The sequence below is a fragment of the Cupriavidus sp. GW822-FHT02D05 genome (genome assembly GCF_058802485.1).
Genome location: NZ_JBXAOE010000006.1, coordinates 47,480 through 73,837 on the forward strand (window position 1 = coordinate 47,480; position 26,358 = coordinate 73,837).

General features: G+C 59.3%; 22 protein-coding genes. 14 read left to right on the forward strand and 8 right to left on the reverse strand.

Translation table 11 applies throughout. The features are described from left to right. The first annotated feature begins 99 nt into the window (after positions 1-99). The 6 genes from AC1RQK_RS09685 (at position 100) to AC1RQK_RS09710 (ending at position 6,836) form a co-directional block, all read left to right on the forward strand. Positions 100-1,113 (forward strand): LysR family transcriptional regulator, encoded by a 1,014-nt coding sequence (locus AC1RQK_RS09685; protein WP_492808750.1) that lies wholly within the window; start codon positions 100-102, stop codon positions 1,111-1,113. Positions 1,114-1,123: 10 nt separating this feature from the next. Further along, positions 1,124-1,945: an N-formylglutamate deformylase gene (hutG, locus tag AC1RQK_RS09690; RefSeq protein WP_492808752.1), complete on the forward strand. Its 822-nt coding sequence runs from the start codon at positions 1,124-1,126 to the stop codon at positions 1,943-1,945. Positions 1,946-2,603: 658 nt separating this feature from the next. After that, positions 2,604-3,875 carry an ammonium transporter gene (locus AC1RQK_RS09695; RefSeq protein ID WP_492808753.1) on the forward strand — a complete coding sequence of 424 codons (1,272 nt, stop codon included), beginning with the start codon at positions 2,604-2,606 and terminating at the stop codon, positions 3,873-3,875. Positions 3,876-3,912: 37 nt separating this feature from the next. Beyond that, complete coding sequence (locus AC1RQK_RS09700; RefSeq protein ID WP_492809076.1) at positions 3,913-4,254, forward strand: P-II family nitrogen regulator; 342 nt, start codon at positions 3,913-3,915, stop codon at positions 4,252-4,254. 264 nt (positions 4,255-4,518) lie between these two features. Continuing rightward, positions 4,519-5,283, forward strand: coding sequence for a TorF family putative porin (locus AC1RQK_RS09705; protein WP_492808755.1), 765 nt, complete (start codon positions 4,519-4,521; stop codon positions 5,281-5,283). 83 nt (positions 5,284-5,366) lie between these two features. Continuing rightward, positions 5,367-6,836, forward strand: coding sequence for an MFS transporter (locus AC1RQK_RS09710; protein WP_492808757.1), 1,470 nt, complete (start codon positions 5,367-5,369; stop codon positions 6,834-6,836). A 298-nt stretch (positions 6,837-7,134) separates the two neighbouring features. On the opposite strand, the gene AC1RQK_RS09715 is transcribed toward AC1RQK_RS09710, so the two are convergent. From AC1RQK_RS09715 to AC1RQK_RS09745, 7 genes are all read right to left on the reverse strand, one after another. Further along, entirely contained in the window at positions 7,135-7,338 is a 204-nt protein-coding gene (locus AC1RQK_RS09715; RefSeq protein WP_492808759.1) for a hypothetical protein, read from the reverse strand. Positions 7,339-7,383: 45 nt separating this feature from the next. Further along, positions 7,384-8,244: a bifunctional 5,10-methylenetetrahydrofolate dehydrogenase/5,10-methenyltetrahydrofolate cyclohydrolase gene (locus tag AC1RQK_RS09720; RefSeq protein WP_492808760.1), complete on the reverse strand. Its 861-nt coding sequence runs from the start codon at positions 8,242-8,244 to the stop codon at positions 7,384-7,386. Between the two features lie 5 nt (positions 8,245-8,249). Continuing rightward, positions 8,250-9,119, reverse strand: coding sequence for a formyltetrahydrofolate deformylase (purU, locus tag AC1RQK_RS09725; protein WP_492808762.1), 870 nt, complete (start codon positions 9,117-9,119; stop codon positions 8,250-8,252). Positions 9,120-9,162: 43 nt separating this feature from the next. Further along, positions 9,163-10,293 (reverse strand): aminomethyl transferase family protein, encoded by a 1,131-nt coding sequence (locus tag AC1RQK_RS09730; protein ID WP_492808764.1) that lies wholly within the window; start codon positions 10,291-10,293, stop codon positions 9,163-9,165. A gap of 66 nt (positions 10,294-10,359) precedes the next feature. Next, positions 10,360-11,382 (reverse strand): heme-dependent oxidative N-demethylase family protein, encoded by a 1,023-nt coding sequence (locus AC1RQK_RS09735; RefSeq protein ID WP_492808765.1) that lies wholly within the window; start codon positions 11,380-11,382, stop codon positions 10,360-10,362. Between the two features lie 15 nt (positions 11,383-11,397). Beyond that, positions 11,398-12,342: a PDR/VanB family oxidoreductase gene (locus AC1RQK_RS09740; protein WP_492808767.1), complete on the reverse strand. Its 945-nt coding sequence runs from the start codon at positions 12,340-12,342 to the stop codon at positions 11,398-11,400. Further along, a complete protein-coding gene (locus tag AC1RQK_RS09745; protein ID WP_492808769.1) occupies positions 12,339-12,821 on the reverse strand; it encodes a dimethylamine monooxygenase subunit DmmA family protein in 483 nt (160 codons plus the stop codon). The genes AC1RQK_RS09740 and AC1RQK_RS09745 overlap by 4 nt, the downstream gene beginning before the upstream one ends. Before the next feature lie 200 nt (positions 12,822-13,021). On the opposite strand from AC1RQK_RS09745, the gene AC1RQK_RS09750 reads away from it, so the two are divergent. The 7 genes from AC1RQK_RS09750 (at position 13,022) to AC1RQK_RS09780 (ending at position 22,789) form a co-directional block, all read left to right on the forward strand. Then, positions 13,022-13,855 carry a sensor histidine kinase gene (locus AC1RQK_RS09750; RefSeq protein WP_492808771.1) on the forward strand — a complete coding sequence of 278 codons (834 nt, stop codon included), beginning with the start codon at positions 13,022-13,024 and terminating at the stop codon, positions 13,853-13,855. 2 nt (positions 13,856-13,857) lie between these two features. After that, entirely contained in the window at positions 13,858-14,550 is a 693-nt protein-coding gene (locus AC1RQK_RS09755) for a response regulator (RefSeq protein WP_492808773.1), read from the forward strand. Further along, a complete protein-coding gene (locus tag AC1RQK_RS09760) occupies positions 14,516-15,328 on the forward strand; it encodes a PAS domain-containing protein (RefSeq protein WP_492808775.1) in 813 nt (270 codons plus the stop codon). Before AC1RQK_RS09755 ends, AC1RQK_RS09760 begins: the two co-directional genes overlap by 35 nt. Before the next feature lie 531 nt (positions 15,329-15,859). After that, on the forward strand, positions 15,860-16,369 hold the full coding sequence (locus AC1RQK_RS09765) for a flavin reductase family protein (RefSeq protein ID WP_492808777.1): 510 nt from the start codon (positions 15,860-15,862) through the stop codon (positions 16,367-16,369). A 680-nt stretch (positions 16,370-17,049) separates the two neighbouring features. Further along, positions 17,050-18,048, forward strand: a complete 999-nt coding sequence (locus tag AC1RQK_RS09770) for a helix-turn-helix domain-containing protein (protein ID WP_492808779.1) — start codon at positions 17,050-17,052, stop codon at positions 18,046-18,048. A gap of 871 nt (positions 18,049-18,919) precedes the next feature. After that, positions 18,920-21,235, forward strand: a complete 2,316-nt coding sequence (gene tynA / locus AC1RQK_RS09775) for a primary-amine oxidase (protein WP_492808781.1) — start codon at positions 18,920-18,922, stop codon at positions 21,233-21,235. A 123-nt stretch (positions 21,236-21,358) separates the two neighbouring features. Then, the gene (locus AC1RQK_RS09780) at positions 21,359-22,789 is read left to right on the forward strand and encodes an aldehyde dehydrogenase family protein (protein WP_492808783.1); all 1,431 of its coding nucleotides are present in this window, start codon (positions 21,359-21,361) and stop codon (positions 22,787-22,789) included. Positions 22,790-23,397: 608 nt separating this feature from the next. On the opposite strand, the gene AC1RQK_RS09785 is transcribed toward AC1RQK_RS09780, so the two are convergent. Continuing rightward, positions 23,398-24,333 carry a SphA family protein gene (locus AC1RQK_RS09785; RefSeq protein WP_492808785.1) on the reverse strand — a complete coding sequence of 312 codons (936 nt, stop codon included), beginning with the start codon at positions 24,331-24,333 and terminating at the stop codon, positions 23,398-23,400. 249 nt (positions 24,334-24,582) lie between these two features. On the opposite strand from AC1RQK_RS09785, the gene AC1RQK_RS09790 reads away from it, so the two are divergent. Then, positions 24,583-26,316, forward strand: coding sequence for an amidohydrolase (locus AC1RQK_RS09790; RefSeq protein ID WP_492808787.1), 1,734 nt, complete (start codon positions 24,583-24,585; stop codon positions 26,314-26,316). Positions 26,317-26,358 lie beyond the last annotated feature (42 nt).

Here is a 26,358-nt window from a genome sequence, read left to right on the forward strand (position 1 = left end):
GATAATCTAATACAGATTATTAGCTTTTGTGTTGTTGTGGCCGATGTGCTGCGGCTCAGGCGAATATGTCAGCCAGCCCCTAGCTTGGAGGTCATAAATATGCAGAGCAGTTCGTTGCAGATGCGCCGCGAAAGAGTGATGCCCGACCTCCACGCGCTGGAAACCTTCATGACTGTTTGCGAGGTGGGCTCAATGGCACTCGCCGCACAGCGGATGGGCGTGAGCCAGAGTGCCGTCAGCCAGATGATCAAGGTGCTGGAGGGAGCCTACGGCGTGCAACTGCTCGATCGCGAGGTGCGGCCAGCCAGGACGACACGTGCTGGCAACATCCTGCTGGAGATGGCCGACAGCCTCCTTGCTGATGCGCGCAACATCTCTAACCGTCTCAGGCAGAGTGTGCGCCAGGATCATGCCCAGCTCCGGCTGGGCTGCGTGGATTCGTTTGCGGCCACTGTCGGCCCCTCACTGATTCGCGCGCTGTCGGGTTCGGCCCGCCAGCTTCAGCTCTGGTCGGGACTTACGCCTAGCTTGAATACACAGCTACTGGCGCGCGACCTCGATCTGGCGGTATGCACCGAGGTGCCGTCCGATCCCCGCGTGGCACAGCGCATGCTCTTCTCCGAAGCCTGGGTCGCCGTGCTGCCACGAGGCGCGGACAGCTCTGCGCTGCGAGAGGCTCTGGACATCAAACGCCAGGCGCAACTGCTACCGCTGATCCGCTATACCTCGCGCTCCGTCATTGGGCAGCAAGTCGAACGATTCCTGCGCCACCTGGGCGTCGAGATGCCACAGCGTTTTGCTTTTGACGCGACCGATCCCTTGCTAAGCGTGGTGGCCGCCGGTCTGGGCTGGGCCATCAGCACGCCGTTGTGCCTTTGGCAGTCGCGTGCTTGGCTGGACCAAGTCCAGGTGGTGGCGCTGCCGCCATCCAGGCTGGGCCAGCGCGAGTTTCATCTACTGTACCGCGATGCGCAATGGTCGCAGACCGCCGACGAGATTGTGCGTTTGACCCGCACGACGCTCGAACTGGATCTGTTGCCAGCCTTGCGCGCGGCTATGCCCGCGCTTTCTTCCGGCGCGCTAGTCGTGAGCGCGCCATTTCCAACCCCTTGAAGACATCATCATGAGCACGCCTGTTTTTGAACTCCACCAGGGCACGTTGCCGCTGCTGATCTCGATTCCTCACCTGGGCCGGCGCTTGCCCGAGGAGATCCTGCCGTCCTTGTCGGAGGAAGCCAGCATTGTCAGCGACACAGACTGGCATCTTGACCGGCTCTACGGATTCGCCCAAGACCAGGGTTATTCGGTGCTCAATGCGACGCTCTCTCGCTACGCTATTGATCTCAATCGACCGCCAACCGGAGAAAGCCTGTACCCGGGGCAGACGACGACCGGCCTGTGCCCGATTGAAACCTTCAAGGGCGTGCCGCTCTATCGGCCCGGTCAGATGCCTGACGACGCGGAGATCGCTCGCCGCCGTGAGACCTACTGGCGGCCCTATCATCAGGCGCTGCGCGCCGAGCTGGACCGGCTCGTCCGGCTGCATGGCTGCGTCTTGCTGTGGGAAGCGCATTCCATCGCCAGCGTGCTGCCGCTGCTGTTTGAGGGCACGCTGCCGGACCTCAATCTGGGGACCAACTCGGGCGCCTCCTGTGCCGACGCGGTGCTGCGGGCCGCGCTGGCTCCGCTGGCCACCATGCCCGGAGGGCGGGGCTATACCTATGTTGCCAATGGCCGTTTCACGGGAGGCTACATTACGCGACATTACGGCGAGCCGCACAAGTGCGTCCATGCCATCCAGCTGGAAATGGCGCAATGCCTCTATATGGACGAAGAAGCCCCCTTTAACTATCGATCGGAACTGGCCGAACAGGTCCAGCCGCTGCTAAAGGCCATGCTAGCTGGGGCACTGGAGCAGATCCAGAGTATCGGCCGCGCGTCTTGATCTGCAGTGCTGTCACTCTCTATTGGTGCAACATGAGGGCGCGCCGTCGCACGCATGACGGCGTTGCCGGCCCTCGCCCTTGATTCCCTCGCGCACGACACTGGCGTTCCGCTGGCGCGTGAAGGCTCCCCGCCCCAGGTCTATGCCATGCTGCCGCACCATGAGGGTCACAAATAACGGTGTGAGCTGATGGCCGGCTGTCGGGCGGTCCGTCCCCGCACTGCCCAAGAGTGCCGGACGGACCATAGGCGCGGGGGGCCTGGTCCTGTCGTGCGCAATTGCCAGTCTCAATGGCTGGCGTGCACCAGCGGCGCGTGCGCCAATCCGATGGAACGATATGCCCACGCTTTCGGTGCCTCATCGCCCCGGCTCAGCTCCCGGCGCTGACCGGACCATTCCTTTCCAGATTCACCGGACCACGTTCCCACGCACCATTGGCAAGTGCGCGAGCGCATTGCGCCCCATTGCGGCGCGGCAACTTCGTAATCTTTTAAGTACTTCTTAATAGGAATATTTAATTCCCAGCATGAATACTGGCATGGTACTTGCGCAATGGTGAGAAGTTGGCCAGCGGGCCACGTTTTTCACCATTGACTGGAATGCCATGACAAGCTCTGCAAGACACGGAATTCGCACGGGAGGTGCCCTTTTTGCGTTGATGGCCAGCTCCTGCTGGGCTCAGACAGCGAAGGCCGTACCAACCATCAGTGCTGGCGACACCGCCTTTGTTTTCACATGTGCATTGGTCGTTTTGCTGATGACGCTGCCCGGCCTGGCCTTGTTTTACGCCGGCTTGGCGCGCGCAAAGAACGTGCTGTCGGTTTTGACGCAAGTGTTTGCCGTAGCGTCGCTCATCTGTGTGCTGTGGGCCATCTATGGCTACAGCTTCGCGTTTGCGGATGGCGGGGACTGGCAGGCCTATATCGGCGGGGCTTCCAAACTCTTCTTGAGCGGAGTGACGCCGGAGTCGGTTCACGGCACCATCCCCGAACTGCTGTACTTCTTGTTCATGATGATGTTCGCGGCAATCACGCCAGCCATCATCGTGGGTGGCTTCGCCGAACGCATGAAGTTCTCGGCAGTGCTGGTGTTCATGACCGTCTGGTTCACCATCAACTACGTGCCCATGGCGCATATGGCCTGGGGCGGCGGGTGGGTCTTCGTCTGGGGGAGCCAGGACTTCGCTGGCGGCAACGTGGTGCACATCAATGTCGGCATCGCGGCCCTGGTGGCGGCCTGGATGGTTGGACCGCGCAAGGGCCTGCATGCCACCGCCATGGCACCGCACAACATGACCATGACCATGACTGGCGGCTCCTTGCTGTGGGTGGGCTGGCTTGGATTCTGCGGCGGCTGCGCCCTATTGGCCAATGGCTTTGCCATGCTCGTCATCGTGAACACCATGCTCGCGGGAGCAGCGGGCGCCATGTCGTGGCTGTTCATCGAATGGTTGCACCGTGGCAAGCCCAGCTTGTTGGGCGTTGTCACGGGTGCAGTCGCCGGCCTAGTAGGTATCACACCAGCATGCGGATTTGTCGGGCCCATGGGGGCGTTGATGGTCGGTGCCATCGCCTCGCCTTGCTGCATCTGGGCGGTCGAGAAGCTCAAGCCCGCGCTAGGGCTGGACGACTCCTTCGACGTGTTTGCGGTGCATGGCGTTGGTGGCATTGTCGGCGGCCTGCTTACGACCATGTTTGCCTTGCCCGCTTTGGGCGGCGTCGGCTTGCCCGAAGCGCGGGACTTCGGCGGGCAGATGCTGGTCCAGGTTGGCGCTATTGGTTTCAGCATCCTGTTCTGCCTGGCCACGAGCTACATCGCACTCAAGGTGGCCTCGCTGTGCTGCCGCGGGCTGCGTGTGGACGAAGACAAAGAAGTCGAGGGGCTCGACACATCCGAACATGGCGAAACTGGCTACAAGCTACCCGCCTGACCCCTTCCACTTGAACTCGCGAGGCAGCCTCATGGCGATCAAATTTATTGCCGCGATTATCAAGCCCTTCAAGCTTGACGACGTCAGGAACGCGCTGGCGGGCGTCGGCATACAGGGGCTCACGGTGACCGAGGTCATTGGCTGTGGCCTGCAGAACGGTCATACAGAACTGTGCCGCGGCGCGGAGTATGTGAAGGACCTTCTGCCCAAGCTCAAACTGGAACTGGCCGTCGACGGTGTCTTGGCCGATCGCGCAATCGACGCGATCCGGTGGTCCGTGCTCACTGGCAAGCTCGGCGACGAGAAAATCGTTGTGCACAGCGTGGCGGATGTCCGCTGCATCCGCACTGGTGAGCGGGGGCACGATGCTGTCCGATGACCGCTTCCCCTTAAAAGCCGCGGCGAATGCGCACACCATGCAGCCCCGCCGCGCGCGCCTAACAGGCGAACCGCACCCCGCCCGCGAAATCGCGCTCCCAACCCGGTGGCGGCAGGCGGAAGCCGGTCGTAGCAGCTAGCACAGCCACTGTCATTAGTCATCTCCATAGGCCAGTTCGCGAGCACGCGACGAGAGCATGCTATTGCCGTATTCCGAAATACTCATTCAGTAATCAATTTATAGCGACAATAAAAGGGGAGTTTTATGAAAAGAAATGTTATCAATAGGAAAAAAACCGCTGGAAAGTATGAAAAAAAGACAGGTAATTGGCTTTCGGTTGTGCTCCTGCCGGCTGCGGTACTAGGTGCGAGTCACGCCATTGCAGGGGACCTTCATGGCAGCATCGCGGTTCTGAGCCATTACAAATGGGCGGGTGCGGACCAGGACTTCTATGAGGACAAGGCGATTTTCCCGACCCTGCAGGCAAGTTTGTTTTACGGGTTCGACAACGGAATTTACCTCGGGAATTGGTCCTCTACCATCAAGATGGTGGACAACAACCGGATAGATTCGACGACATACCTCGGGTATCGCTCAAAGCTCGGTCCCGGAGTTTACGACATCAGTGTCGGCTATAACTTCTATCCGGGCGCGGCGTACTTGAACACCACATCGTTGTACGCCATATATTATCTTCAAAATTTCTCCATTAAATGGACCGGAGTAATCAGTAAGTATTACGTCGGGCTTCCTGATGGACGGGGCCGGCAGGCTTTGGCTCTGGAGGGCTGGAAGAATCTGACCGAGAAAATTGTGGTGAAGGGCGAGATCGGCCGCTTGCTATTGCCGGTTGGGCTAAAAGATCAAGGGTTAAAGGACAAATACTATTTTTTGGTCGGGGTCGACTATAAATGGCGGGATGACATGACATTGGGGCTGGTGTATACCGGCGCCTCCACTGTGGGTGGCCCGAATGTCGGGTGGAGAAACAAACCGCGTTTCGTCGCATCAGTCACCTATTCGTTCTAGCCGTTTTTCCCCAAATGCCCGTGTAAATCCTTGTTGCGAGGCCAGTCCAGAGACGGTTCGCAACTCCTCTTTAGGGTGCCCCCATGTCCAGTACAACTCTTGGCAATACCGCGGTCGGACAATCATCCGCGGCTCGATGGGTCGCGCTTGCGGTCCTTTTCCTGACGCTTGCCATGTCCTTTTTCGACCTCACGTGCGCCAACATTGCGCTGCCGTCGATCCGCAAAGGGCTAGGTCTGTCCGAGGCTGCGTCGTCCTGGGTCCTCGCCGGCTACGCGCTCGCCTACGCGCTCTCCCTGGTGCCAGGAGGCAGGCTGGGCGACCGCTACGGCCACAAGTGGGTGTTCCTCCTGGGCACCTTGCTCTACGTGCTCACCGGAATTGCCGTCTCCCTAGCCTCGGACGAACGCCATCTGGTAGTGTTCCGCCTGCTCCACGGCGTTGCCGGTGGATTGATGATTCCGTCGATTGCCGCACTCATCCAGGTGATGTTCCACGGTGCCGAGCGCGCGCGGGCATTCGGCTTCTACGCTTTCGTCGTGGCATTCGCTGCACTTTTCGGTCCCATCATCGGCGGTTGGATCATCGAGACGGTCGGCATGGAGAATGGCTGGCGCTGGGCCTTGGCATACGGCTTGTCGCTGGGTGTCCTCGCCATCCTGCTGGGTATTCCCACCTTGCCTGGCAAGAGCAGCGCGGCAGAAGGGCTGGGACGTTTCGACTTGCTCGGGTCCATCCTGATGTCGCTGGCGGTGGTCGGATTCTTCGTACCCTTGATTCAAATCAGCAACGGCCAAGTGGCCTGGTGGGCGTCGATCAGCGCGATCGCTGCCGTGCTGCTGCTGATCGCCTTCATTCTCTGGGAGCGCCGCCTTGAGCGGGCCAACGCGTTCCCGCTGTTGCCACTGAGCCTGTTCAGGGAGACGACGTTCTCCTTCGGCCTGGCTTCGGCATTTCTGACGTTCGCGAGTTTCACCGGCTCCATCTATATTGCCTTCGCGGTCATATGGCAAAGCGGCCGGGGCGAGGGTGCCCTTGCGGCGGCGCTGGTGATTCTGCCTTTCTCGCTCGGTAGCTCCATCGGGCCTCTGGTCGGCGATCGATTGGCCAACATGCTCAAGCGCTGGGTCATCCCCGCATCCCTCTTGATGCTGTCGGGCGGCTACCTGGTCAGCTACCTCATCCTGCGGGCCGATCCCCATGTCAGCCCGGCCGTGCTTATCGTGCCATTGTCTGTCGCCGGCTTTGGCAGTGGTGTCTTCTTCAGTCTGAACATGGCGTCGACGCTCTTGACGGTCGCGGGCCGCAACGCCGGCAGCGCGGTGGGCATGCTGGTGACTGTACAGCGCATCGGCGCGGCACTCGGATCCGCGATCGTGATCCTGCTGATCTCCCAGCCGGGGCCAGGCGGGCCGCAGGACTTCGGGCCGGAGACGATGCTTCGCACCGGGACGAGTTCGGTCCTGCTCTGCGCGTTGCTTGCTGGCGCGGCTTTAGTTATCAGTGTGATTGAAGTGCTGGGCACGCGGGGGCGCGCACGAACGCAATCGTGAGGTCCGCAATGGGCTAGGCCAGCGGCAGCAGGCTGAATGCATTGAACCTGTTTGTCGCGACGATCGCGCGGAAGCCCGGCCCGGGTGTCCGCGCGATTGTGGGTTAAGGTGTAATGGATGCCGGTGCTGGCCGTGTTTGCGCCTGGCCAAGGCAGAGCAGCTGATTCACAATCGCCCGGAGCCGTCGGCGTTTACTGCGCAATCGAGTCCAAGCACATGAGTGCTACGACCCTGCGCGTCAGCTTCCATTCTTCCGGATAGGCAACCTTGGCGGCGCTATGCCTTGGCGCAATCAAACCTACAGGCGAACTACCCATTCACTTGGCCAGCCTGCCTGCTCGCCCAAGCTCATCCGGTCGTGCAGCCTGCGTACAGACCCGATCGCCGCAATCCCCCCGTCGTAAAAATCGGGGTCTCCAAGCATCAGGCTCCAATAAAGAATGCCAGTCAGCGTTTGCTGACTGGCATTCGATCCTGGATGGCTTGCTTCATGGTCAGGCATTCAACCAAGGCCTGGGAACCTGTGCCAGGAGACCAGGTTTCACGATCAACGCGCCAGCAAGGATTGCTGTCTGGCTGCCTGGACCGTGTTGGCCATGAGGTTGGCGATGGTCATGGGTCCTACGCCGCCGGGCACCGGCGTGAGCGCAGAGGCCACTGCAGCGACATCGTCGTAGGCGACATCGCCGACTAGCCGGGTCCTGCCCTGTTCCTGGACGCGGTTGATGCCTACGTCAATGACCACAGCGCCAGGCTTGATCCAGTCGGACGTGATCAGGCCTGGCCGGCCTGTAGCGACCACCACGATGTCGGCAAGCCGACATAGCGCCGCACCGTTGAGCGAGCGTGAATGCAGGATGGTCACTGTGCAGTCGGCCTTTAGCAGCAGCGCCGCCATGGGCTTGCCCACGATATTGGATCGACCGATGATTACGGCATGCTTGCCAGCGAGGTCGGCAACGGTTCCTTGGAGCAGTTGCAGGCAGCCTGCGGGCGTGCAGGGGACGAACGAGGGCAAACCTTGGGCCAGCGAGCCGACATTGTGGCTGTGAAACCCATCCACGTCCTTGAGCGGATCCAGTGACTGGATTACAGCCTGCTCGCTGATATGGCGTGGAAGCGGCAACTGCACTAGGATACCGTGCACAGAGGCGTCCAGATTGATCGACTCGATCAGCGCGAGCAGGCGGTCCTGGCTGGTGTCGGCCGGCAGGCGGTGCTCGGTCGAGAGGATACCGACTTCCCGTGCCCTTTGGACCTTGTTGCGGACGTAGACGTCGCTGGCTGGATCCTCGCCTACGAGGATCACCGTCAGGGATGGGACGATGCCGTTCGCCTTGAGTCTGTCGACTTCGCTGGCCGTGACGGCCAAAAGCTCGGCTGCGGCTAGTTTGCCGTCGATGCGCATTGCACTCATCGGAACACTACCGTCTTGTCGTGGTTGGCGAACACGCGGTGCTCGAGGTGGTACTTCACTGCGCGGGCCAATGCCACGGTTTCGGTGGCGCGGCCCACGGCGACCAGATCGTCGGGCCGGTATGTGTGGTCGACGCGCTGCACTTCCTGCTCGATGATCGGGCCTTCATCGAGATCGCCCGTCACGTAATGGGCCGTCGCGCCGATGAGCTTGACGCCCCGTTCATGAGCCTGGTGATAGGGTTTGGCACCCTTGAAGCCGGGTAGAAACGAGTGATGGATGTTAATGGCGCGTCCTGCAAGCTGGCTACAGAGATCGTTGGACAAGACCTGCATGTAGCGCGCCAGCACTACGAGCTCGGTTTGTGTTTCGCGCACAATCTTCATCAGCTCGGCTTCCTGTGCGGCTTTGGTCTCCTTGGTGACCGGAAGATAGACGAAGCGCAGACCCTCGCGTTCGACCATGGGACGCAGGTCAAGATGGTTGGAGACCACGGCGGTGATGTTCAAGCCGATCTCGCCCTTGCTCCGGCGATAGAGCAAATCGGCCAGGCAGTGGTCGAATTTGCTGACCATTAGCAGCACCTTCATCGGCTCGGCGCTGGAAAACAGCTCCCATTCCATGCCGAAGTGTTCGGCGACGGGGCCAAAGCCGCTGCGGATCGCCGCGATGTCCGAGCGAGCTGTTGCAGAGAGGCGGAAGACTCCGCGCATGAAGAAGCGGCCGGTGTCTTCGTCGTCAAACTGGGCCAGTTCGCTAATGTAGCAACCCTGTTCCGCTAGATAGGAAGTGATGGAAGCCACGATGCCCGTGGTCGCGGGGCAAGTGATTTTGATGACGTAGTGGGTTGGAGAGGAAGTGTCCATGGGGAGGCTTATCGGGGCAGCATTCAGGGGGATGGTTGCGGGATCAGCCCTTGGCGGTACGCTTGCCCTTGGACGGGTCGTCGAAGGGCATGGGTTGCGCGGTGGCGGTGGATGTCAGACTGCCGCGCACATGCAGCGCAGTTCCCGCCACTGCGCTGTCGACCTCGAGCCGGGCGATAGCGAGCGAGCGCTGCGTCAGCCGCGAGTACATGGCGCAGGTGATGACGCCGACCTGCTGCCCGTCGCGCCAAAGGGTGTCGCCGCTGGCTGCGGCTTGCTGGCTGTCGACCTGCACGCCGAAGATCTTGAAGCGCTCGCGGCCCTGGAGACGATAGTGCTCTTCTGCTCCGCGAAATCCCCGCTTGCCCGGGGATACCGTGAAGTCCAGACCCAGCTCCCACAGACTGTCGCCAGGCTTCTCGTCGGCGAAGGGATACATTTCAGAGTTGTCGTAGGGGTAGAACAGCAGGTAGCTTTCGACACGCAGCCAGTCCAGCGCCGTAAATGCGCATGCAATGATGCCTGCAGGCTTGCCTTGTTCGAGGATGGTGTCCCAGATCAGGGGGGCATCGGCTGCCTTGCAGAAGATCTCATAGCCGCGTTCGCCGGTGTAGCCGGTGCGCGAGATCGTCACCGGCCGGCCGAACAGGCGGCTCTGGATGTGGTGGAAGTAGTTCAGGTCGCGGATGCCCGGGACATGCTCGGCCAGGAAGTCAACGGCCAGCGGGCCCTGCAATGACAGGTTGTGCAGGTCGTCATCGAACAACACCGCGACTTGCTTGCCCTGCGCGCCGCGGGTAAGGCATTCGTAGCCCGTGCCCGCACCGTGGACTACCATGAAGGCGTTGGGGCCGGTCCTGTAGATGACGCCGTCGTCGATGAACTTACCTTCTTCGTTGAGAAAGGCCGCGTACACGGACTTGCCGGGGTAGACCTTGGAAATGTCGCGGGTGCAAGCGTAGTCGAGCAGGCTCTCCGCATGCGGGCCGACGTAGTGCACTTTCTTCAGGCCGGAGACGTCCATGAGGCCCGCGCGCGTGCGGATGGCCTCGTGGTGATCCGCCAGCCCGGTGTCGTAGGTCCACGCCGTGCCCATGCCATTCCAGTCCTCGAGCTTAGAGCCCAGTGCGCGGTGGCGGTCGGCGAGTGCGGAAATACGCCAGGAATTGGCCATGTGATGTTCTCCAGTCTGGTTGATGTGTGATTCGACAGCGCCGTGGCGCGGTGTTCGTGCGTGCGTTCAGGATGCTTCGGGATCGAAGGGGCGCAGCCATTCGAGTAGTTGTGGGCGGTACCGGCTGATGCCCTTGTAGTCGGCAATGGGTTCGGGGAGGTCGCGTATCACGCGATACAGGCGCTGCCCCCAGCCGGGTTGCGTGACGATCTCGTCTAGGCTGGCGAGGTAGGTGCGGATGCCGAAAAGCAGGGCGTGGCTGCGCGGGAGGCGTGCCATGAGCTGCATCTCCACGCGCAGGTGCACTTTGCGACCGGCATTTTGCGCGGTGACCGTGCCGCGATCGGCGCCCCACTCGTGGTAGGTTTCCGAGGAGGTGTCCAGGCGCGGGTTGATGGTGAGCGTCCAGTTGAGGCGGCGCACGGGGTGGCCGACCTGGATGTTGAGCAGGAACTTGAGCGCGCGATCGAAGACGCCAAGCTGGTGCGCCAGCGGCACGGGCGAATGCCATTGCTTGAAGCTCATGCCGGCATCGAAGGCGAGAGACCAGTCAGCCGGGGCGGTGATGACGCCGGCATCCATGAAGAGGTCGCCATCGCGTTGGTCGAGCAGAGCGATGTCGCCCTGCGCCTGACGCATGATGTACTCCAGCGGTTCGTAGGGCAACGTGTCTGCCTGCCCAAAGACAAACGATTGATCCAGTCCCAGCGCTTTGTTGGTCCAGTGCCATTGATCGCCCTGGCGCTCGAGCGCGAACCACTCGGGATAGTCCTGGCTCATATGCTCCATGTACAGTTCCAGCGCATCCCAAGCGGCGACTTGCATATGCGGCATGACGATGCTGCGGCGCGGGTCTTTTTCCAGGACCATAGAGCGCTCGGCCATCTCGGAGCGGTAGTGTTCGTCAATGTCGAACTGATGCTCAAAAATCGAACCGGGGTCGCGCGAGGCCGCCGGTTCGATGTTCACCGAATACATGTACTTGTCTTCGGTGAACGGAAATGGAAAGCGAGCGATGGCTTCCGGGCTATTGCGATAAGTGAAGGCTTCACGGAAGCTTTGCGTCGTGGAGGCGAGCTTGAGGGCCATGGACTGGGATCCTTCCTATAAATCGAGTAGCAAGGGAGAGCGACCGCCGCAGCGCGAAACGCAGGGCATCAACATCTGCGCTTGTTCGTCGCTGGAAAGGTAGTGGTCCCGGTGTTCGATGTCGCCGCCGAGATGGCGAGTAGCGCATTGGCCGCAGACGCCACCACGACAGAGGTTGGGGACTTCGATGTCGGCTTGCTCCAGTGCTTCGAGCAGGCTCTGGTTTGCGTCCACCTGGATGCTGCGTTGGCTGCGCACCAGATCGACCGTGAACGATTGCCCGGGTTGGGGGGCCGCGAAGGCTTCGAAATGGACCAAACTCGGATGCCAGCCCAATGCCCTGGCGCATTCGCGGACGCCCGCGATGAGACGCTCCGGCCCGCAGCAATACACATGCGAGCCGAGGGCACGGTGGCCGAGCACCTCGCTGAGCAACAGCGGCTTGCCCTGTTTTGCGTCATAGGCGTGGAAGCGCTCGCCCAGGCGCTGGCTCAGCTCGTCGACATAGGCGTCGGTCAGGCCGGTCCGATAGGCGTAGTGCAGTTCAAAATTCGCATTGCGCCGCTCCAGGTCCTCGATATAGCTCATGAATGGCGTGATGCCGATGCCGCCTGCGATCAGAATGTGGCGCTGGGCAAGTGAGTGCAGTGCAAACAGATTGGACGGCGTTGTGATCTCCAGGCTGTCGCCTTCACGGACTTGCTCATGCAGATAGCGTGATCCGCCGCGAGACGCTTCCTGCAAGCGCACGGCGATACGGTAATGCGAATGGTCATGTGGGTCGCTGACCAATGAGTATGCATTGCGCAGGACGCGGTCCAACGTAGGTAGCCGTACCTGGATGTTGCTGCCAGCAGAGAATCTCGGGAGCTTGCCGACCGTAGGCGCCAGCATGAACTCGCGAATCAGCGGCGTGAGCTGCCTGCTCGCAGCTACCTTGACTTGAATCGTCCTCGTCATGCTTGGCCTCTCGCATAGGGGTTGTCCGCATCCGCGACTACGCCCATGTACGCGCCCAGCCGCCTCGAGAAGTGGTCGCGCACCATCAGCCTCACGCCACACCGGCAACAGTTGAGTTCGCTCTGGGCGGCCTGCTGCAGCGTGGCGCAATGCACGCAGTACACGGGGCGTGTTTCACTCGCGCAGCACGAGACGCTGATCTGCTGCGGTTGCATCCCAAACTGTTGCGCAGCGTTGTACAGACACCAGACTTGGTGCTCGGCGCCTGACAGATAGAGATGCGTGCCGGCGCGGGCGACGCGTAGCGCGGCTTCCAGGGCCTTCGCCAGTGTGGCCTGGTCGTCGGCTCCGGGGCTAGCGGCCGTTAGCAGCGTATGCCGTTCGGCTACCTTGGCACTTAACTCGGCTGCGAACAGCTCGTCTTCACGGGACGGCGCACTTGCCCATACCACGATGTGGTGTCGTGCGGTGCCATGCATGGCGTGCGCCTGGTAGTCAGGCCTGCTGTAAAGGGGCGGGCTATCGTGGGGAAGGCTGGCTTGCATTGAGCTGTGTATATGCGCAACAGATGGCCGCATCGTCGTGCATTGACGGCGCAGTCTCAACCCCGCCAAGGTGATATCTCCATGGAGATAGTTGCCATAGTGGTGGCGAGGCATAGAATTTGCTTGGATGCACCATGACCCAAAGACCAAAGTCAGGACCGATTTTGTTACGAGCAGGCAAGAGCCAGGCGGGATCGTTGGCAAAGGCGCGCCGCGCAGCCCATGTCGCGTTTGGCAGGTTGAGCGCGGCGCGCGGCCCCCGGCCGGGAACGCGCGCGCGCTCGTATCTGAAGACGGGAGAGGGCAAGCCGCCGTCGGCGTTGCACCAAGACGGCGATATCGCACCCATTGCGCAAAGCAGTCTGGCCCGCTACGAACTGCTAGCGCACGAACTGCACGACTCTGTCGCCTCGCAACTCGGCTTCCTCGCTTTCGAGGCGCGCCGGCTTGAGTCGCTAATCTGCGAGACCGGCGAGGCCGTGCCGCTGGTCGCGGAAATGCGGACAGTCATTGGGCGCCTGCAGAAGCAGGTCAGGGAGTTGATTACCGGCGCTCGCATCGGCATGCAGGGTCTCTCCTTGCGCGATACCCTGGTCGATGCGGTGCAAGAGTTTTCCAGGCACAGCGGCATTGTCTTCGAGCTGGACAACCGGCTGGCCCCCGGGGTGCTGCCGCCGGACCATGAACTTCAGGTGCTGCAGGTCGTGCGGGAGGCACTGGCCAATGTCGTTCGGCATTCTCATGCCACGCAAGTGCGCATCGAGCTGCACCAGTTCGTGGCTGCCTGTCAGGTGGTCGTCGAGGACAACGGCATCGGCATGAACATGCACCAGACGCCTTCCCTCAACGGTCACTACGGACTGGACATTATGAAGGAGCGCGCCTTAGCCATAGGCGCCACGCTCGCCATCGGCAGTGTCACGCCGAGTGGCGTTCGCATGACGTTGCGGATTCCTGTGAGGTGTTAGAGATGGCATTCTCGACCTTGCTGCTCATCGACGATCATCCCTTGTTCCGGCGCGGGCTGGCGGGCATGTTCTCGAGCAGCGGAGATTTCGAAGTCGTGGGCGAGGCGTCATCGGGCCGGCAGGGCATCGAATTGGCGCGCAGGCTGCTGCCGAGCGTAATTCTCCTGGATCTGCACATGCCGGGCCTGTCGGGCCTGCAGGTTCTGGACGAGATCAAGCAAATGGAGCTTGGCTGCCGGGTCATTGCACTGACAGCGGCACTGGACCGCGCGGAGCTACTGGAGGCCCTGCATTTGGGCGTTGACGGCTACGCGCTCAAGGAAATGGAACCCGACGAGTTGCTGGCTTATGTGCGTCAGTGCAGTACGGGGTCGGTGGTGCTCAACGAGCAGATGGTGTCGTTGCTGTCCGACCCAGCCCTGCAGGCCAGGGCCCCAATGGCTGCGTCCGAGGTCGAACTCACGGTCAGGGAGGCGCAGACCCTGGCGCTGATCGCACGGGGCATGAGCAACAAACTCATCGCGCGCGAATTTGGCATTAGCGATGGAACCGTCAAGATCTACGTCAAAAGCCTGTTGCGCAAGCTCAAGCTGCGTTCCAGACTCGAACTAGCCGCCTGGGTTTATCTGAGCGCCCTGCCGGTCCCCACTGGAAAACCATATGCTGCAGACGCAGAGAGCCGGCACGCCGGCTGAACGCTCCGATTTCGCTGAGCTCGGGGCATGGTCGGCCGACGAGTTTGCCGTTGGCCTCGCCAGGCTGACTTTGCAAGGCGAGGTGCTTGAACACAATGCCTACTGGGCGCAACTGCTCGGCACGATGGTGCCAGGTACCGAACTTGAGCGCTATGTGCACCCCGAGGATGCGGCAGCATGGCAGCATCTGATCGGAGCGCTGGCTGTCCCGTCGCCCACCGCTCAGATCCAGTCTGGGCGGCGGCTCCGTTTCGTGCCTTTCGGTAAGGAGCTATGCTGGCTGGAGTTGAACGTCAAATTTTCATCCGGCCAAGTTTGGGTCGCGGCGCACGATGTCACACCATCCCAGCGCCAGTTCATCAGCGCGCAAGCGGACGCCCGCAGCTTACGCGGCCTGATCGATGGCCTGCCTGGCTTGGTCTATCGCGGGCGCAACGATCGTGATTGGACGATGGAAGTGATCAGCCAGGGTTGTCTGATGCTGACCGGCTATCCGGCCGAGGACATGCGCAATGGCCGGCACGTGAAGTACAGCAGCCTGATCGTGCCGGAAGACGCTGACTATGTATGGGACAGCGTGCAGGACGCCTTGCGCAAGCATCAGCCTTACACCCTGGCCTACCGCATCCAATCGGCAGATGGGCGTTTGTGCCATGTACTCGAAAAGGGCCAGGGCGTTTACTCCGCCAGCGCAGAGGTGTTGGCAATTGAAGGCACCATGTATGAGTTGACGCCCGAGGTCCTGGCGCGTCTGGCGACACTCATGCAGCCGGCCTGAGTGCGTCGGGCTTGGCGAACCCATCCACTGCAAGCGTCGGCCCCTGGCAGTACGAGCGCGCTCCATTGGGACAGAGACAGGATTGCCCCGGCAATCTGCACGGACGATGATTTCCCGGTCGATATTGGCTGGCCAGGCCACCCGTGGCGATGCGGAGGCATGCACCATGCGCGAGCGTTCGGCAGGCTAGCGCCCCATCGCGGCGCATCTACTTTCGAAGCGCTGAAGAACTTCATTATGGGAATATTTAATTCCCATGAAGAATATTGGCACAGTCTTTGCGAGACGTAGGGGGCTTGGCCTAGGCCTAGGCCTTGTGCGTTACCGGTTCCGATTACGTGCTCGGCTGGGTTGGCCACATCGATGGTGCCATCGAAAGCGGCCGCCGCGCAGCCCGGACCATTATCGATGACCTCAAGCGCTGCACCCGGGTACAGGGGAATGACGAAGCCTGGGAGATTCATCTTTGTCGTTTGATCCTCCGACCCGAATTCCATACATTAACTTGCAAATCAACGGAGCTATGACGCCATGATTTCTGCTGCAATAAGGGATCCCAATGCACTGCGGAAAGCATTTTCCCATTACCCCACGGGGGTTGCTGCACTTGCTGCGACGGTGGACGGAGATGATCAGGTCCTGGTGGCTTCGTCGTTCATGACAGGCATTTCCGTCGATCCGCCGCTGGTTTCCGTCGCAATTCAGAAGAGTTCGACGACGTGGTCCATCTTGCGCAGGGCAAGCCGCATCGGGGTTTCGCTGCTCGGCCAGGATCAAGCCGCGCTGTGCCGCCAACTGGCCTCCAAGGACAAGCAGGCCCGCTGGCAGGGCGTGACGCGCGACTACACCAGCGCCAAGGCGCTGCGCATTCATGGCGCATCGGCCTGGCTTGAATGCGCAGCTTTTGCCGAGCACGAGGCCGGCGATCATGTGATTGCTTTGCTGGAAGTGATGGACTTTGCAGTCGCCCATTCGATCGAACCCTTGATTTTCCACTGCTCCCGATTTCGGGAGTTGGTGCCTGAGTTGGTGTTGGCCTGAAGCCGGGCGGCAGAATCGTTGATGCAGGCCGGTCGCGGCGTAGTTTTTTCTCCCGGCTTGCGAAGGGCTGACGTGCGCCGGGCCACGAAGGACGCTCGGCTGCGCTGCTGCGCGCCGCGGAAGGCTGGAGGAATCAGCAGAGGCGCTGCCACAGATGATCACGCAGGTGCAGGGAGCGCCGCATCTGGGTAGTGCCAGGCAGGAGGCGAGACACTGCTCTCGCTGGCTCCGAGGAGCTGCAGCAATCCGGCCGAAATCGGAAGTCGAATACGACGACGGATCGATGCAGGTGCGCTGCCCATTCGTTCTCTTATCCCATATGGGAGATGATCACCCCTCTTCATTTCCTTACCCTTGCATCTTCAGGCAGATCACCAGTCGCGATGCTCGATCATTTTAGAAGTGCATTATTTGTCACTTTGATGTGTGGCGTTCGGACTGCGTATTTCTGCGTCACTCAATCGTGGCGATGAAAGACTCTCGGCATGCAAATTTCTGTATATGGTCATCGGCCACTGGAGGTGCAGGCAGCGCGCTTGGCCAATCGCGCAGGTGGCACAGATGCCGACAATTGGATTGTAGATGCCGACTTCAGGATCCCCTATCGCTTCCGCCCCAATACCGGAGGCGCTACGGGAAATTCGGAGTAGATATCGGTCGTACGTTGTGAGGGGGGGGCTATGAACATAGACTTCATTAAAGATCGGGGCGACGTCGAAAACATCGCGCCGTTGGCGACATTCAACGCTACCAGCGCTTGTGACGTACAAGAACTAGCTGAAGCCCTTTCTGGTTGGGATCAGCAGTACGAGCAACTCAGTGCGGGAAAGTTCCGTGGCGAGCTAACCGAGGTTTGCTTTCTTGACACCCAAATTTACGGCGAGAGTTCAAATCAGTCAGTACGAATGACCGGGGAGGGTCTGCCTGGCGCAAGAAATTTCACTTTCTGCTATGACCTGGTCGGGGGCGGGTCATTCCACGGGCACTTGCTCGAGGAGGATGTGCTTCTGACATTCAGCTATGGCGATACGCTAGATTGCAGAAGTCCCAACCTCATGAGTTTGGTGAGTGTTTCGTTCGACGTAGGAACGCTAGCAGACCATATCGAAAGCGTTTGTGGTATCGACGCGGGGAACCATTTGGCAGGGAAGTATACGATTCCCGCAGATAAGACTTCGAGAGCGAATACCAGGGAACTTATCCGGTCAATGCTGTCCGTGCTGCGGCAGAATCCCGCGCTTTTGCGAAGCGAAGTTCTTCAGCGAAATCTTCAGAACACGCTGATGGACAGCATCGCGGGGCTACTGCAGCCATGTGAGGCGCTTCCGTCTGTTCCACGGTCCTACAATAGTCGACGTGCAATTGTTGACCTGGCGAGGAACTATGTGATGGAGAACATTGGTGATTCGCTCACCATGGCCGATCTATGCCGAGCGACTTCGATCAGCCGCAGGAATCTGCAGTACTGCTTTGAAGAAGTGCTCGCGATGAGCCCCGCTCACTATTTGCGAACTGTCCGGCTCAACTGTGTGCGCAGGGAGTTGCGACAAAGGAAAAGGGCAAGCATCTATGAGGTAGCGCAGAGATGGGGGTTTTGGCATATGGGGCGATTTGCCCATTTTTATCAAGCCATGTTCGGTGAGTTGCCCTCTGAGACGTTGCTATGCGTACCACGATAGATAACGTCATGCAGTTGTGCAGCCTGACGCCATCGAAGAACACCGACCGCCATTGGAAGATGACTTGCGCGGGTATTCCTCATCTTTGGATTACATTGCTACGCAATCCAGTCTCAGATTTGTCTAGCAGTAATAGCGGATCGCGGCCCCCAAACGAAGACCGGGACGCGAGGAGCGGGTAAGCGAACTCACTTAGCAGGTCAGGTTACTTGGGGGCGGACATCAACTAGCCTATTTGACATCCAGGTCCGTGCATTGCGTCGGACCTGGATCGTTCAACGTGCCGGCGGCGGCGCAGGATGGGGTTGTGCGGCGGCCGCCGTGGAGGAGGGTACCTCCTGTTTGTTTATCTGCTTTACGGCTTTTGCCTCGTTCCTTGCTCGCTGGATCACGTCCCAGTCGGGGCCGGCGAAAGCAGTGCCGGTTACTAGCAGGCATGCAAATGTTGTAGCGATGTATGTAGCCTTCTTCATAGTTAGTCCGGTAGTTTGGTCAAGTGAAACGCTTCTTGCGTGAAGCCCATGCACATAAGTCTAGCTACAACATGGCGAAGCAAGTATCCGATTTCAGCAAAGCGTATTGCTGCGGCAGCGCTCGCGAGATAACGAAAGTCATTTACATGCCATAGTCCTTATTCGCGTGACGATAGTTTGAGGCAGATTCCAAGGTGCAAAATCAAAGTTGCTCTGGTTGCCTCCCGCGTCTGTCGGGTCCAGCGCTCGATGGCTCTTACCGCCGACTCAATCGACGCAATTAATATCCACGTCACACACCTCACCGTTTTGCCAGAAGCGGATACTGCGGCCAGGGGATTCCTTCAATAATGCTTACTTCCGCTCTCATGCTCTCTAGACTAAGCAGTAGGCTACCCATGCATATCGATCCTCACTTTCCGACCTTCCACTCGCGTAAGCGACACGCGCTGAGCTTGGCATTCGCCGTGACACTCTGCGCCACAGGTTTCTCCGCAGCTTTCCTTTTTTCAGCGCCTGCTCACGCGCACGGTTCTGCTGCAACAATGCTCCCGATGAAGAAGACTCTGGAGGACTTTGGCGCCACAGTGCGCTGGGATGACTTCGCGAGCGTGTATACGATCCTGCGCAACAGCACCCTTGTGAAAGTCAAGCCGGGTTCGAAGTCTGCACTGGTAAATGGTCAACCGTTGCAGCTTGATGTGCCCGTTGTGATGCGAGGGGGTCAACCCTTCGTCTCGGAGACCTTTATCAACCAGGTCTTTCAGTCCAATCTGGACAAGACGTTTGTACTCGAGCGCACGCCGCATCCGCTAAATCCGCTAACTGCAGGCGAGATTAAGGCCACGTTGGACATCCTGAAGACGGCCGGTCGTTACCAGTCTCGCTACCGCTTTACCGAAATTACGTTGAAGGAACCACCAAAACAGGACGTGTGGAACTTTGCCCTTACGGGCCAACCTGTGCGGGCTCCCCGCCAGGCCGCCTTCGTTATCCTCGATGGAAAAGAGGTAATCGAGGGCACGGTCGATCTCTCGGCTCGCACGGTCGTGAGGTGGCAACCGATCGAAGGTGCCCACGGCATGGTGTTGGTAGATGACTTCGCCACGGTGCAGGCCGCAATCGAGTCCAGCATTGAGTACGCGCAGGCGCTGGCCAAGCGCGGGATTAGCGACGTGAAGAAGGTAGTCGGCACACCGCTGACGGTCGGCTACTTCGAAGGAAAGGACGCTCTGAGGCAAGAAGACCGTTTGCTCAAGGTCGTCAGCTATCTGGACGTGGGTGACGGAAACTACTGGGCTCACCCGATCGAGAATCTCGTCGCTGTGGTCGACTTGGGCCAAAAGAAGGTCATTAAAGTTGAAGACCAGAGTGTTATCCCAGTGCCACTGAAGGCAACGCCCTATGATGGTCGAGACCGTGCCACCACTGCTGCTCCCAAGCCTCTGGAGATCAGTGAGCCCGAGGGAAAAAACTACTCGATATCCGGCAACACGCTGCATTGGCGAAACTGGGACTTTCATCTTCGGCTTGATTCACGAGTCGGACCAATTCTGTCCACCGTTACGTATAACGATAAGGGAACGAAACGAAAGATCATGTACGAAGGTTCACTGGGTGGCATGATCGTGCCTTACGGCGATCCGGATATCGGATGGTATTTCAAAGCCTATCTGGATTCGGGCGAGTACGGTATGGGAACCTTGACCTCGCCGATTCAGCGCGGCCAGGATGCGCCGGAGAATGCAGTGCTACTCGACGCCACTATTGCTGACTATACCGGTGCGCCCAGCAAGATCCCGAATGCGATCGCCGTGTTCGAGCGCTACGCCGGGCCAGAGTTCAAGCATCAGGAAATGGGAAAACCTAATCTCAGCACTGAGCGACGCGAACTGGTGGTACGCTGGGTGAGCACTGTCGGAAACTACGACTACATCTTCGACTGGGTCTTTGCTGAAAATGGCACGATTGGCATCAACGCGGGAGCCACTGGCATTGAGGCGGTCAAGGGCGTGAAGTCGCGCACCATGCAGGACGCGACGGCGGTCGAGGACACTCGTTACGGAACCTTGCTTGATCACAATATCGTTGGTACTACTCACCAGCACATCTACAACTTCCGACTCGACCTGGATGTCGATGGTGAATGCAATTCGCTCACGGAGATCGACCCCGTGGTGGCGCCGAACACACGGGGCGGTCTGCGGACCAGCACTATGCAGACGGTGCAACGAAGCCCGGCCACAGAGCTGCAAGCGGCACAGAGGTTCGATGCCTCGACTATCCGCTTACTCAGTAACCCGAACAGGACTAACAAGGTCGGCAATCCGGTGTCCTATCAACTGATCCCCTATGCCGGTGGTACCCACCCCATCGCCAAGGGTGCCAACTTCAGCAAGGATGAATGGATAAATCACCGACTGAGCTTCATGGACCGCCAACTCTGGGTAACACGCTACGACCCTGAGGAGAAATTCCCTGAGGGCAAATACCCTAATCGATCGAGCAAAGATACCGGACTTGGGGCGTTTGCAAAGGACGATCAGTCCATCGTCAATACGGACGATGTGGTGTGGTTGACCACCGGTACCACGCATGTTGCCCGCGCGGAGGAGTGGCCAATTATGCCGACCGAGTGGGTACATGTTCTGCTAAAACCATGGAACTTCTTCGATGAGACGCCCACATTGGGTCTCAATAAGCACAGCAGGTAATCCACACAAAAACACTTGGTCCCACAGTAGTCATGCGGTCGAGTGGAAGCTCCATCAGCGTTGGCTGGTCCTGGCTTGGGCACAGGTACTCGCGACCCAGAGAGATCTAAAAGGACACAGAACATGCAAAGTTTCAAGAACATTGTCAATGCTCAGGCAGTTTGCTCTGCGGAGGGCCTCGAATCCTACAATCCGGCCTCTGGTGAGGTGCTGGGCACGGTACCTCAATCCAGCACCGATGAGGTGGCGCGTGCAGTGGCAGCGGCCAAGGCGGCGCAACCTGCATGGGCTGCCCGCTCTGAAGGGGACCGCAAGGCGCTGATGCATCGCATCGCCGACGTCTTAAAGCAGAATGCCGAGTATTTAGCCCAATGGGTCACGCGCGAACAAGGAAAGCCGTTGGGAGGTGTAGGTCCGGACCAGGTGCCAGGCGCACGATTCGAGTTATGGGCATGCGAGCTCTGGACGCGAGTGACCGCTGATCTGGACTTGCCGAACGAGGTAGCTTTCGAAGACGCGAGTCGGCGTGACGAGGTCCATCGCAAACCTCTCGGCGTCGTTGCCGCCATAGCACCGTGGAATTGGCCGCTGATGATCGCTGTCTGGCAACTGATTCCAGCGATCCGTGCCGGCAATACCGTTGTACTCAAGCCATCGGAGTACACCAGCATTGCCAGCTTGGAGATGGTGAGGCTGATCGCCGAAGTGCTGCCACCGGGAGTTATCAACACCGTTAGCGGTACCGGCGTGGTGGGTGCCACGCTGGTGGATAGCCCGGATGTGAACAAAATCATGTTTACCGGCTCCACCGCGACTGGCGTCCGTATTGCTGCGGCAGCTGCCCGGAACCTCACTCCCACGACCATGGAGCTAGGCGGAAACGACGCGGCCATTGTGTTGCCGGATGCCAACCCTAAAGCTATCGCGAAGGATCTGTTCTGGGGGGCCTTCCTTAACATGGGGCAAACCTGTGCTTGCGTAAAGCGCCTGTACGTACATGAGAGCCTGCATGACGCGATGGTGGACGAACTAAAGGAGCTGGCTTCGACTATGCCCATGGGCAATGGCATGGAACCGGGCATCGCGATGGGTCCGATCCAAAATCGCATGCAGTACGAGAAGGTGGCAGCACTGGTGAAGCAGGCGCGCGATGGCGGAGCAACAATCGTTTGTGGCGGCACGCCGCCAGCGGGGCCGGGCTATTTTTATCCGCTGACTCTTGTGACGGACATCGCCGACGGCACCAGCTTGGTGGACGAGGAGCAGTTCGGCCCCGTACTGCCCATTATCCGCTATCGGGAGATCGAAGACGCTATTGCCAGCGCTAATCGTTTGGACTTTGGACTTGGCGCCTCAGTCTGGTCTACTGATCTCGACGGAGCCAAGGCGATAGCAAGTCGCATCCAGGCTGGCACGGTGTGGATCAACCAGCACGGTGCAGTGCACCCCTTAGTCCCGTTCGGCGGCGTGAAGAGGTCGGGTTGGGGCGTCGAGTTCGGCATTGACGGGCTGAAGTCGGTAACCCAATCACGGGTCATTAGCGTAAAGAAGTAGAAGGGCCATCCAAACTCGATGCGGCGGGGATCGCGATTGGTCCCGCGAGGCGAAATGGGTCCAGGGCAATCTCCTTGCACGCCGGTAATTCCTTAGAGGCTGCTTCAAAATGAAGCGAAGCGGTTCTGGCTAGGTGCGCGGCCGCAGACAGTACAAGTGGTACGGCAAGGCCGCGCAATGACACCAGGATCTTTTTGAAACGGCCTCTTAGTCGATGGCCCGCTATGCTGCGCCGCACGCCCAAGAGCCATTCTCCCCTTAGTAGTCCCCCATTTGATCTCGCGCACAACGCCACCGAGATCAATCATATTTAACGCACCGTCGTCACAGATAGCTAGAGTTCAATCGCGCCTAAACCGCAGAGATGAAGTTCGGCAACCCATGTGACGACCGCCTGTTAGCACGACTTCGCGTACGGGCTGCATCCGAGGGGATCGTGGTAGCGCGCGTGCTTACCATAGCAGATCATGAAGAAATATCTGGCGACCTCGTCAACAGCTGGTGCGTTTTCGATGCGCCTTTACTCCGCAATCTGTTCGACTAAGCATGCCATGAGCACTTGTATACTGGTGTCGGTTCATCGATAGCTTATTCCTGTCTTGAACCGGTCAGAATGTCCAGGCTGCTCTCAAAGCGATCTGTCTCCCCTGCACACGATTCTTCGAAGCGAGCTCTTTGTATGCGTGCAGCGTCACCATTGGCAAGCCGGACGCCGGCTTGAAGAACTGGATAGCGGGTCCCGCGGCAACTACACTTGTTTTGCTCCCCTCTACCGTTCTTCCGGCCTGAGTGTCATCTGTGAGTTGTTGACTGAAGTACCCGCCTAACCCGATTGTCCAAGGTCCGATATGTTGGCCAATCGCAAAATCTTGCTGGTATTCCATGCCAGATCGATAGTCGGTGGCATTATTTCGACTATGAACATTAATCTGGATATTGGACGAAATCTCGCCCCCGAAGGGAGCAATGTAGGTGAACGCTAAGGTGGGCGATATCGCCCAGTGGTTTAGCCCCGCGTTTACTGCCCTGTTCTTGTCATAGCTTCCGGTCGGTAGCTGAAGCACTAGTGATGCGTTAATGAAGAGGTTTTCAGCAGGCGCCCACCCCAGAATCACGGGGGAAAACTGTATGTCACCCAACGCCGAATTGCTGCCGCTCCGGCTGATCTTGCCGGCCGGAGCCGGTATGCCAAGATCCACATTCATATCGAAATAGGGTGCAACTACAGACCAGCCATATTTGCCGCCCAGTAGCGTTGAATTGGTCATCTTGATGAAGGCGACACCGTAGGTGTTGGCGGTAAGGTCCGCGCTTACAGGTGACTGATTGCCCGATTTGTCATTCAGACGCTTTGCGGAAAAAGAGGCTACTCGGACTCCCACTGTGGCGATGTCGGACGGAGGGGGTAGCATCCCTGCGCCGAAGTCGTAGACACCGAACGGTGTGATTGGCACCCCGCCCTCAAGTGCAAAGGCGTTCAGCGATATCGCACCCATGGCAAGTAGACATAGCCTGAGAGGAAGATGTGAGCGAGTGGATTGCATGATGTTGAACTCCCGTTGAATAAGTAGGACCGTGGCCAGCTCGGCCTTCTACTGGCCGTTTGCGTGCTAGTGGACTCACTTTATCCATGCGATCCTGCATGGGCATCTGCCATATGGGATAAGGGGCATCGTTGATCAGTTCTCGCGACGTCCCTCGTAGCTTGCATATCCCAAACGGGAGATGCCGGCATTTGGGCATCGTCCTAACATGTGCGACATCGGCAATCGCCTAATGAGGAGATTTCAAGCATGCCCATCCCCGGTCGTATCTTCGAGAGTTTCCTGCTTGGGGTAACCCTGGTAGGAATTAGCTTTGTCGCGGGAGCTCAGCCTGCGGATATTGTCCTAAAAAACGGTGATTTTTATACAATGGATGCCAGGCAGCCGTGGACCAAGGCGGTCGCCATTCGCGACGGAAAGTTCGTTGCGATCGGCACGGATGCGCAGGCAAAGAAGATGGTCGGCCCCAATACTGATGTCATTGATTTGGGGGGGCGCATGGTCATTCCAGGAATCAATGATATTCATGCGCATCCCATTGAGGGCGCCTATGAAGAGCTTTACAGTTGTGCGATTCCGCCACAAGGGAATGTTGCAGACGTGCTGGCCGCTGTGTCAGTGTGTGCCGATCACGCGGAGCCAAATGATTGGATCGTGGGAGGGCCCTGGTCGAGCTCCCTGCTATCGGCACTGGAGAAGGCGGATGCGTTGGTCGCACTCGACCGCGCAAGCAAAGGCTTTCCAGTCATCTTGCGCGACGATACGTTCCACAACCGCTGGGTCAACAGCAAGGTGCTTCAGCTTGCTGGCATCGGGCCTGGATCTACGGCCCCAGCAGGGGGAGTCTATGTGATGGCCGACGGAAAGCCGACCGGTTTGCTAAAGGAGCCACCAGCTTGGTTTGGAGCCAACAAGCTAGCGCCCCCGCGCGGTGCGGAGCGCCTGAAGAAGGCGGCCATGACTGCAGCAGCTAAGCTGAATGGCTTTGGTATCACTAGCGTCCAGGATGCGTTGGTAACCCGAGAGATACTCTCAGCGTGGCACGCGGCCGATACGCAAGGTGCGGGTCTGCCGATTCGCGTAATCGCATCACTGGCTAACGACCATGCCGAGCCCGATTCGGACGACCTCCCGAGCAAGGCGGACGGGGATCGCGTTCGGAGTGCTCACCTTCGCCCGAACTACATCAAACTCTTCCTTGATGGTGTTCCGATGGCATACACTTCTGCGATGCTGGAACCGTACGAGCCCAGCGCGGAACATGGACGCGAGTTCCGGGGCGCCGCGTTGTATTCGCTCGATGAGCTTGTCAGGAAGCTGAAAGAAGCGGACAAGCAGGGAATTCCCGCCAAGCTCCACTCGGTTGGGGACGGTGCCGTTCGCTTGGCGCTTGACGCTATCGCGGCAGTACGCAAGGAAAATGGCATGTCCGGTCCTCAGCACCAGATCGCTCACGTCACTTTCGTTTCTCCGTCGGATATTCCCCGGTTCGCCAAGCTCAATGTCGTTGCCGATGTCTCTCCGATGCTATGGTTTCCCCATGCCTACACGCCGTTGTTCGAGCATGTCGTGGGTCACGATCGCACGATGCACAGCTATCCGATCAGGAGTCTAATGAAAGCCGGGGCACTGGTCGCGGGGGGATCGGACTGGCCCGCAGGGCAGCAAACACCGGACCCTTGGATGGGTATCGAGGGACTCGTCACTCGAAGCAATCCGAATGGCGATGTGCCAGGTGTCTTGAATGCCAAGGAGCGGATCCCGCTGGACGAAGCGATCCGTGTCTACACAATCAACAGTGCCAGGGGCATGGGGCTAGGAAGAGAGACGGGCAGTATCGAGATAGGGAAGTCGGCGGATTTCGCGGTCCTGGATCAAAACTTGTTCAAGATTGACGCCGCGCGCATCCACAAAACCAAGGTGCTTGCGACCTACTTCGAGGGAAAGCAGGTCTATCGAGCAGCCGAGAACCTTTCTCAATGATCGCCGGAAGCGGCATAGCCGCTTCCTACGCAATCTCTCAGC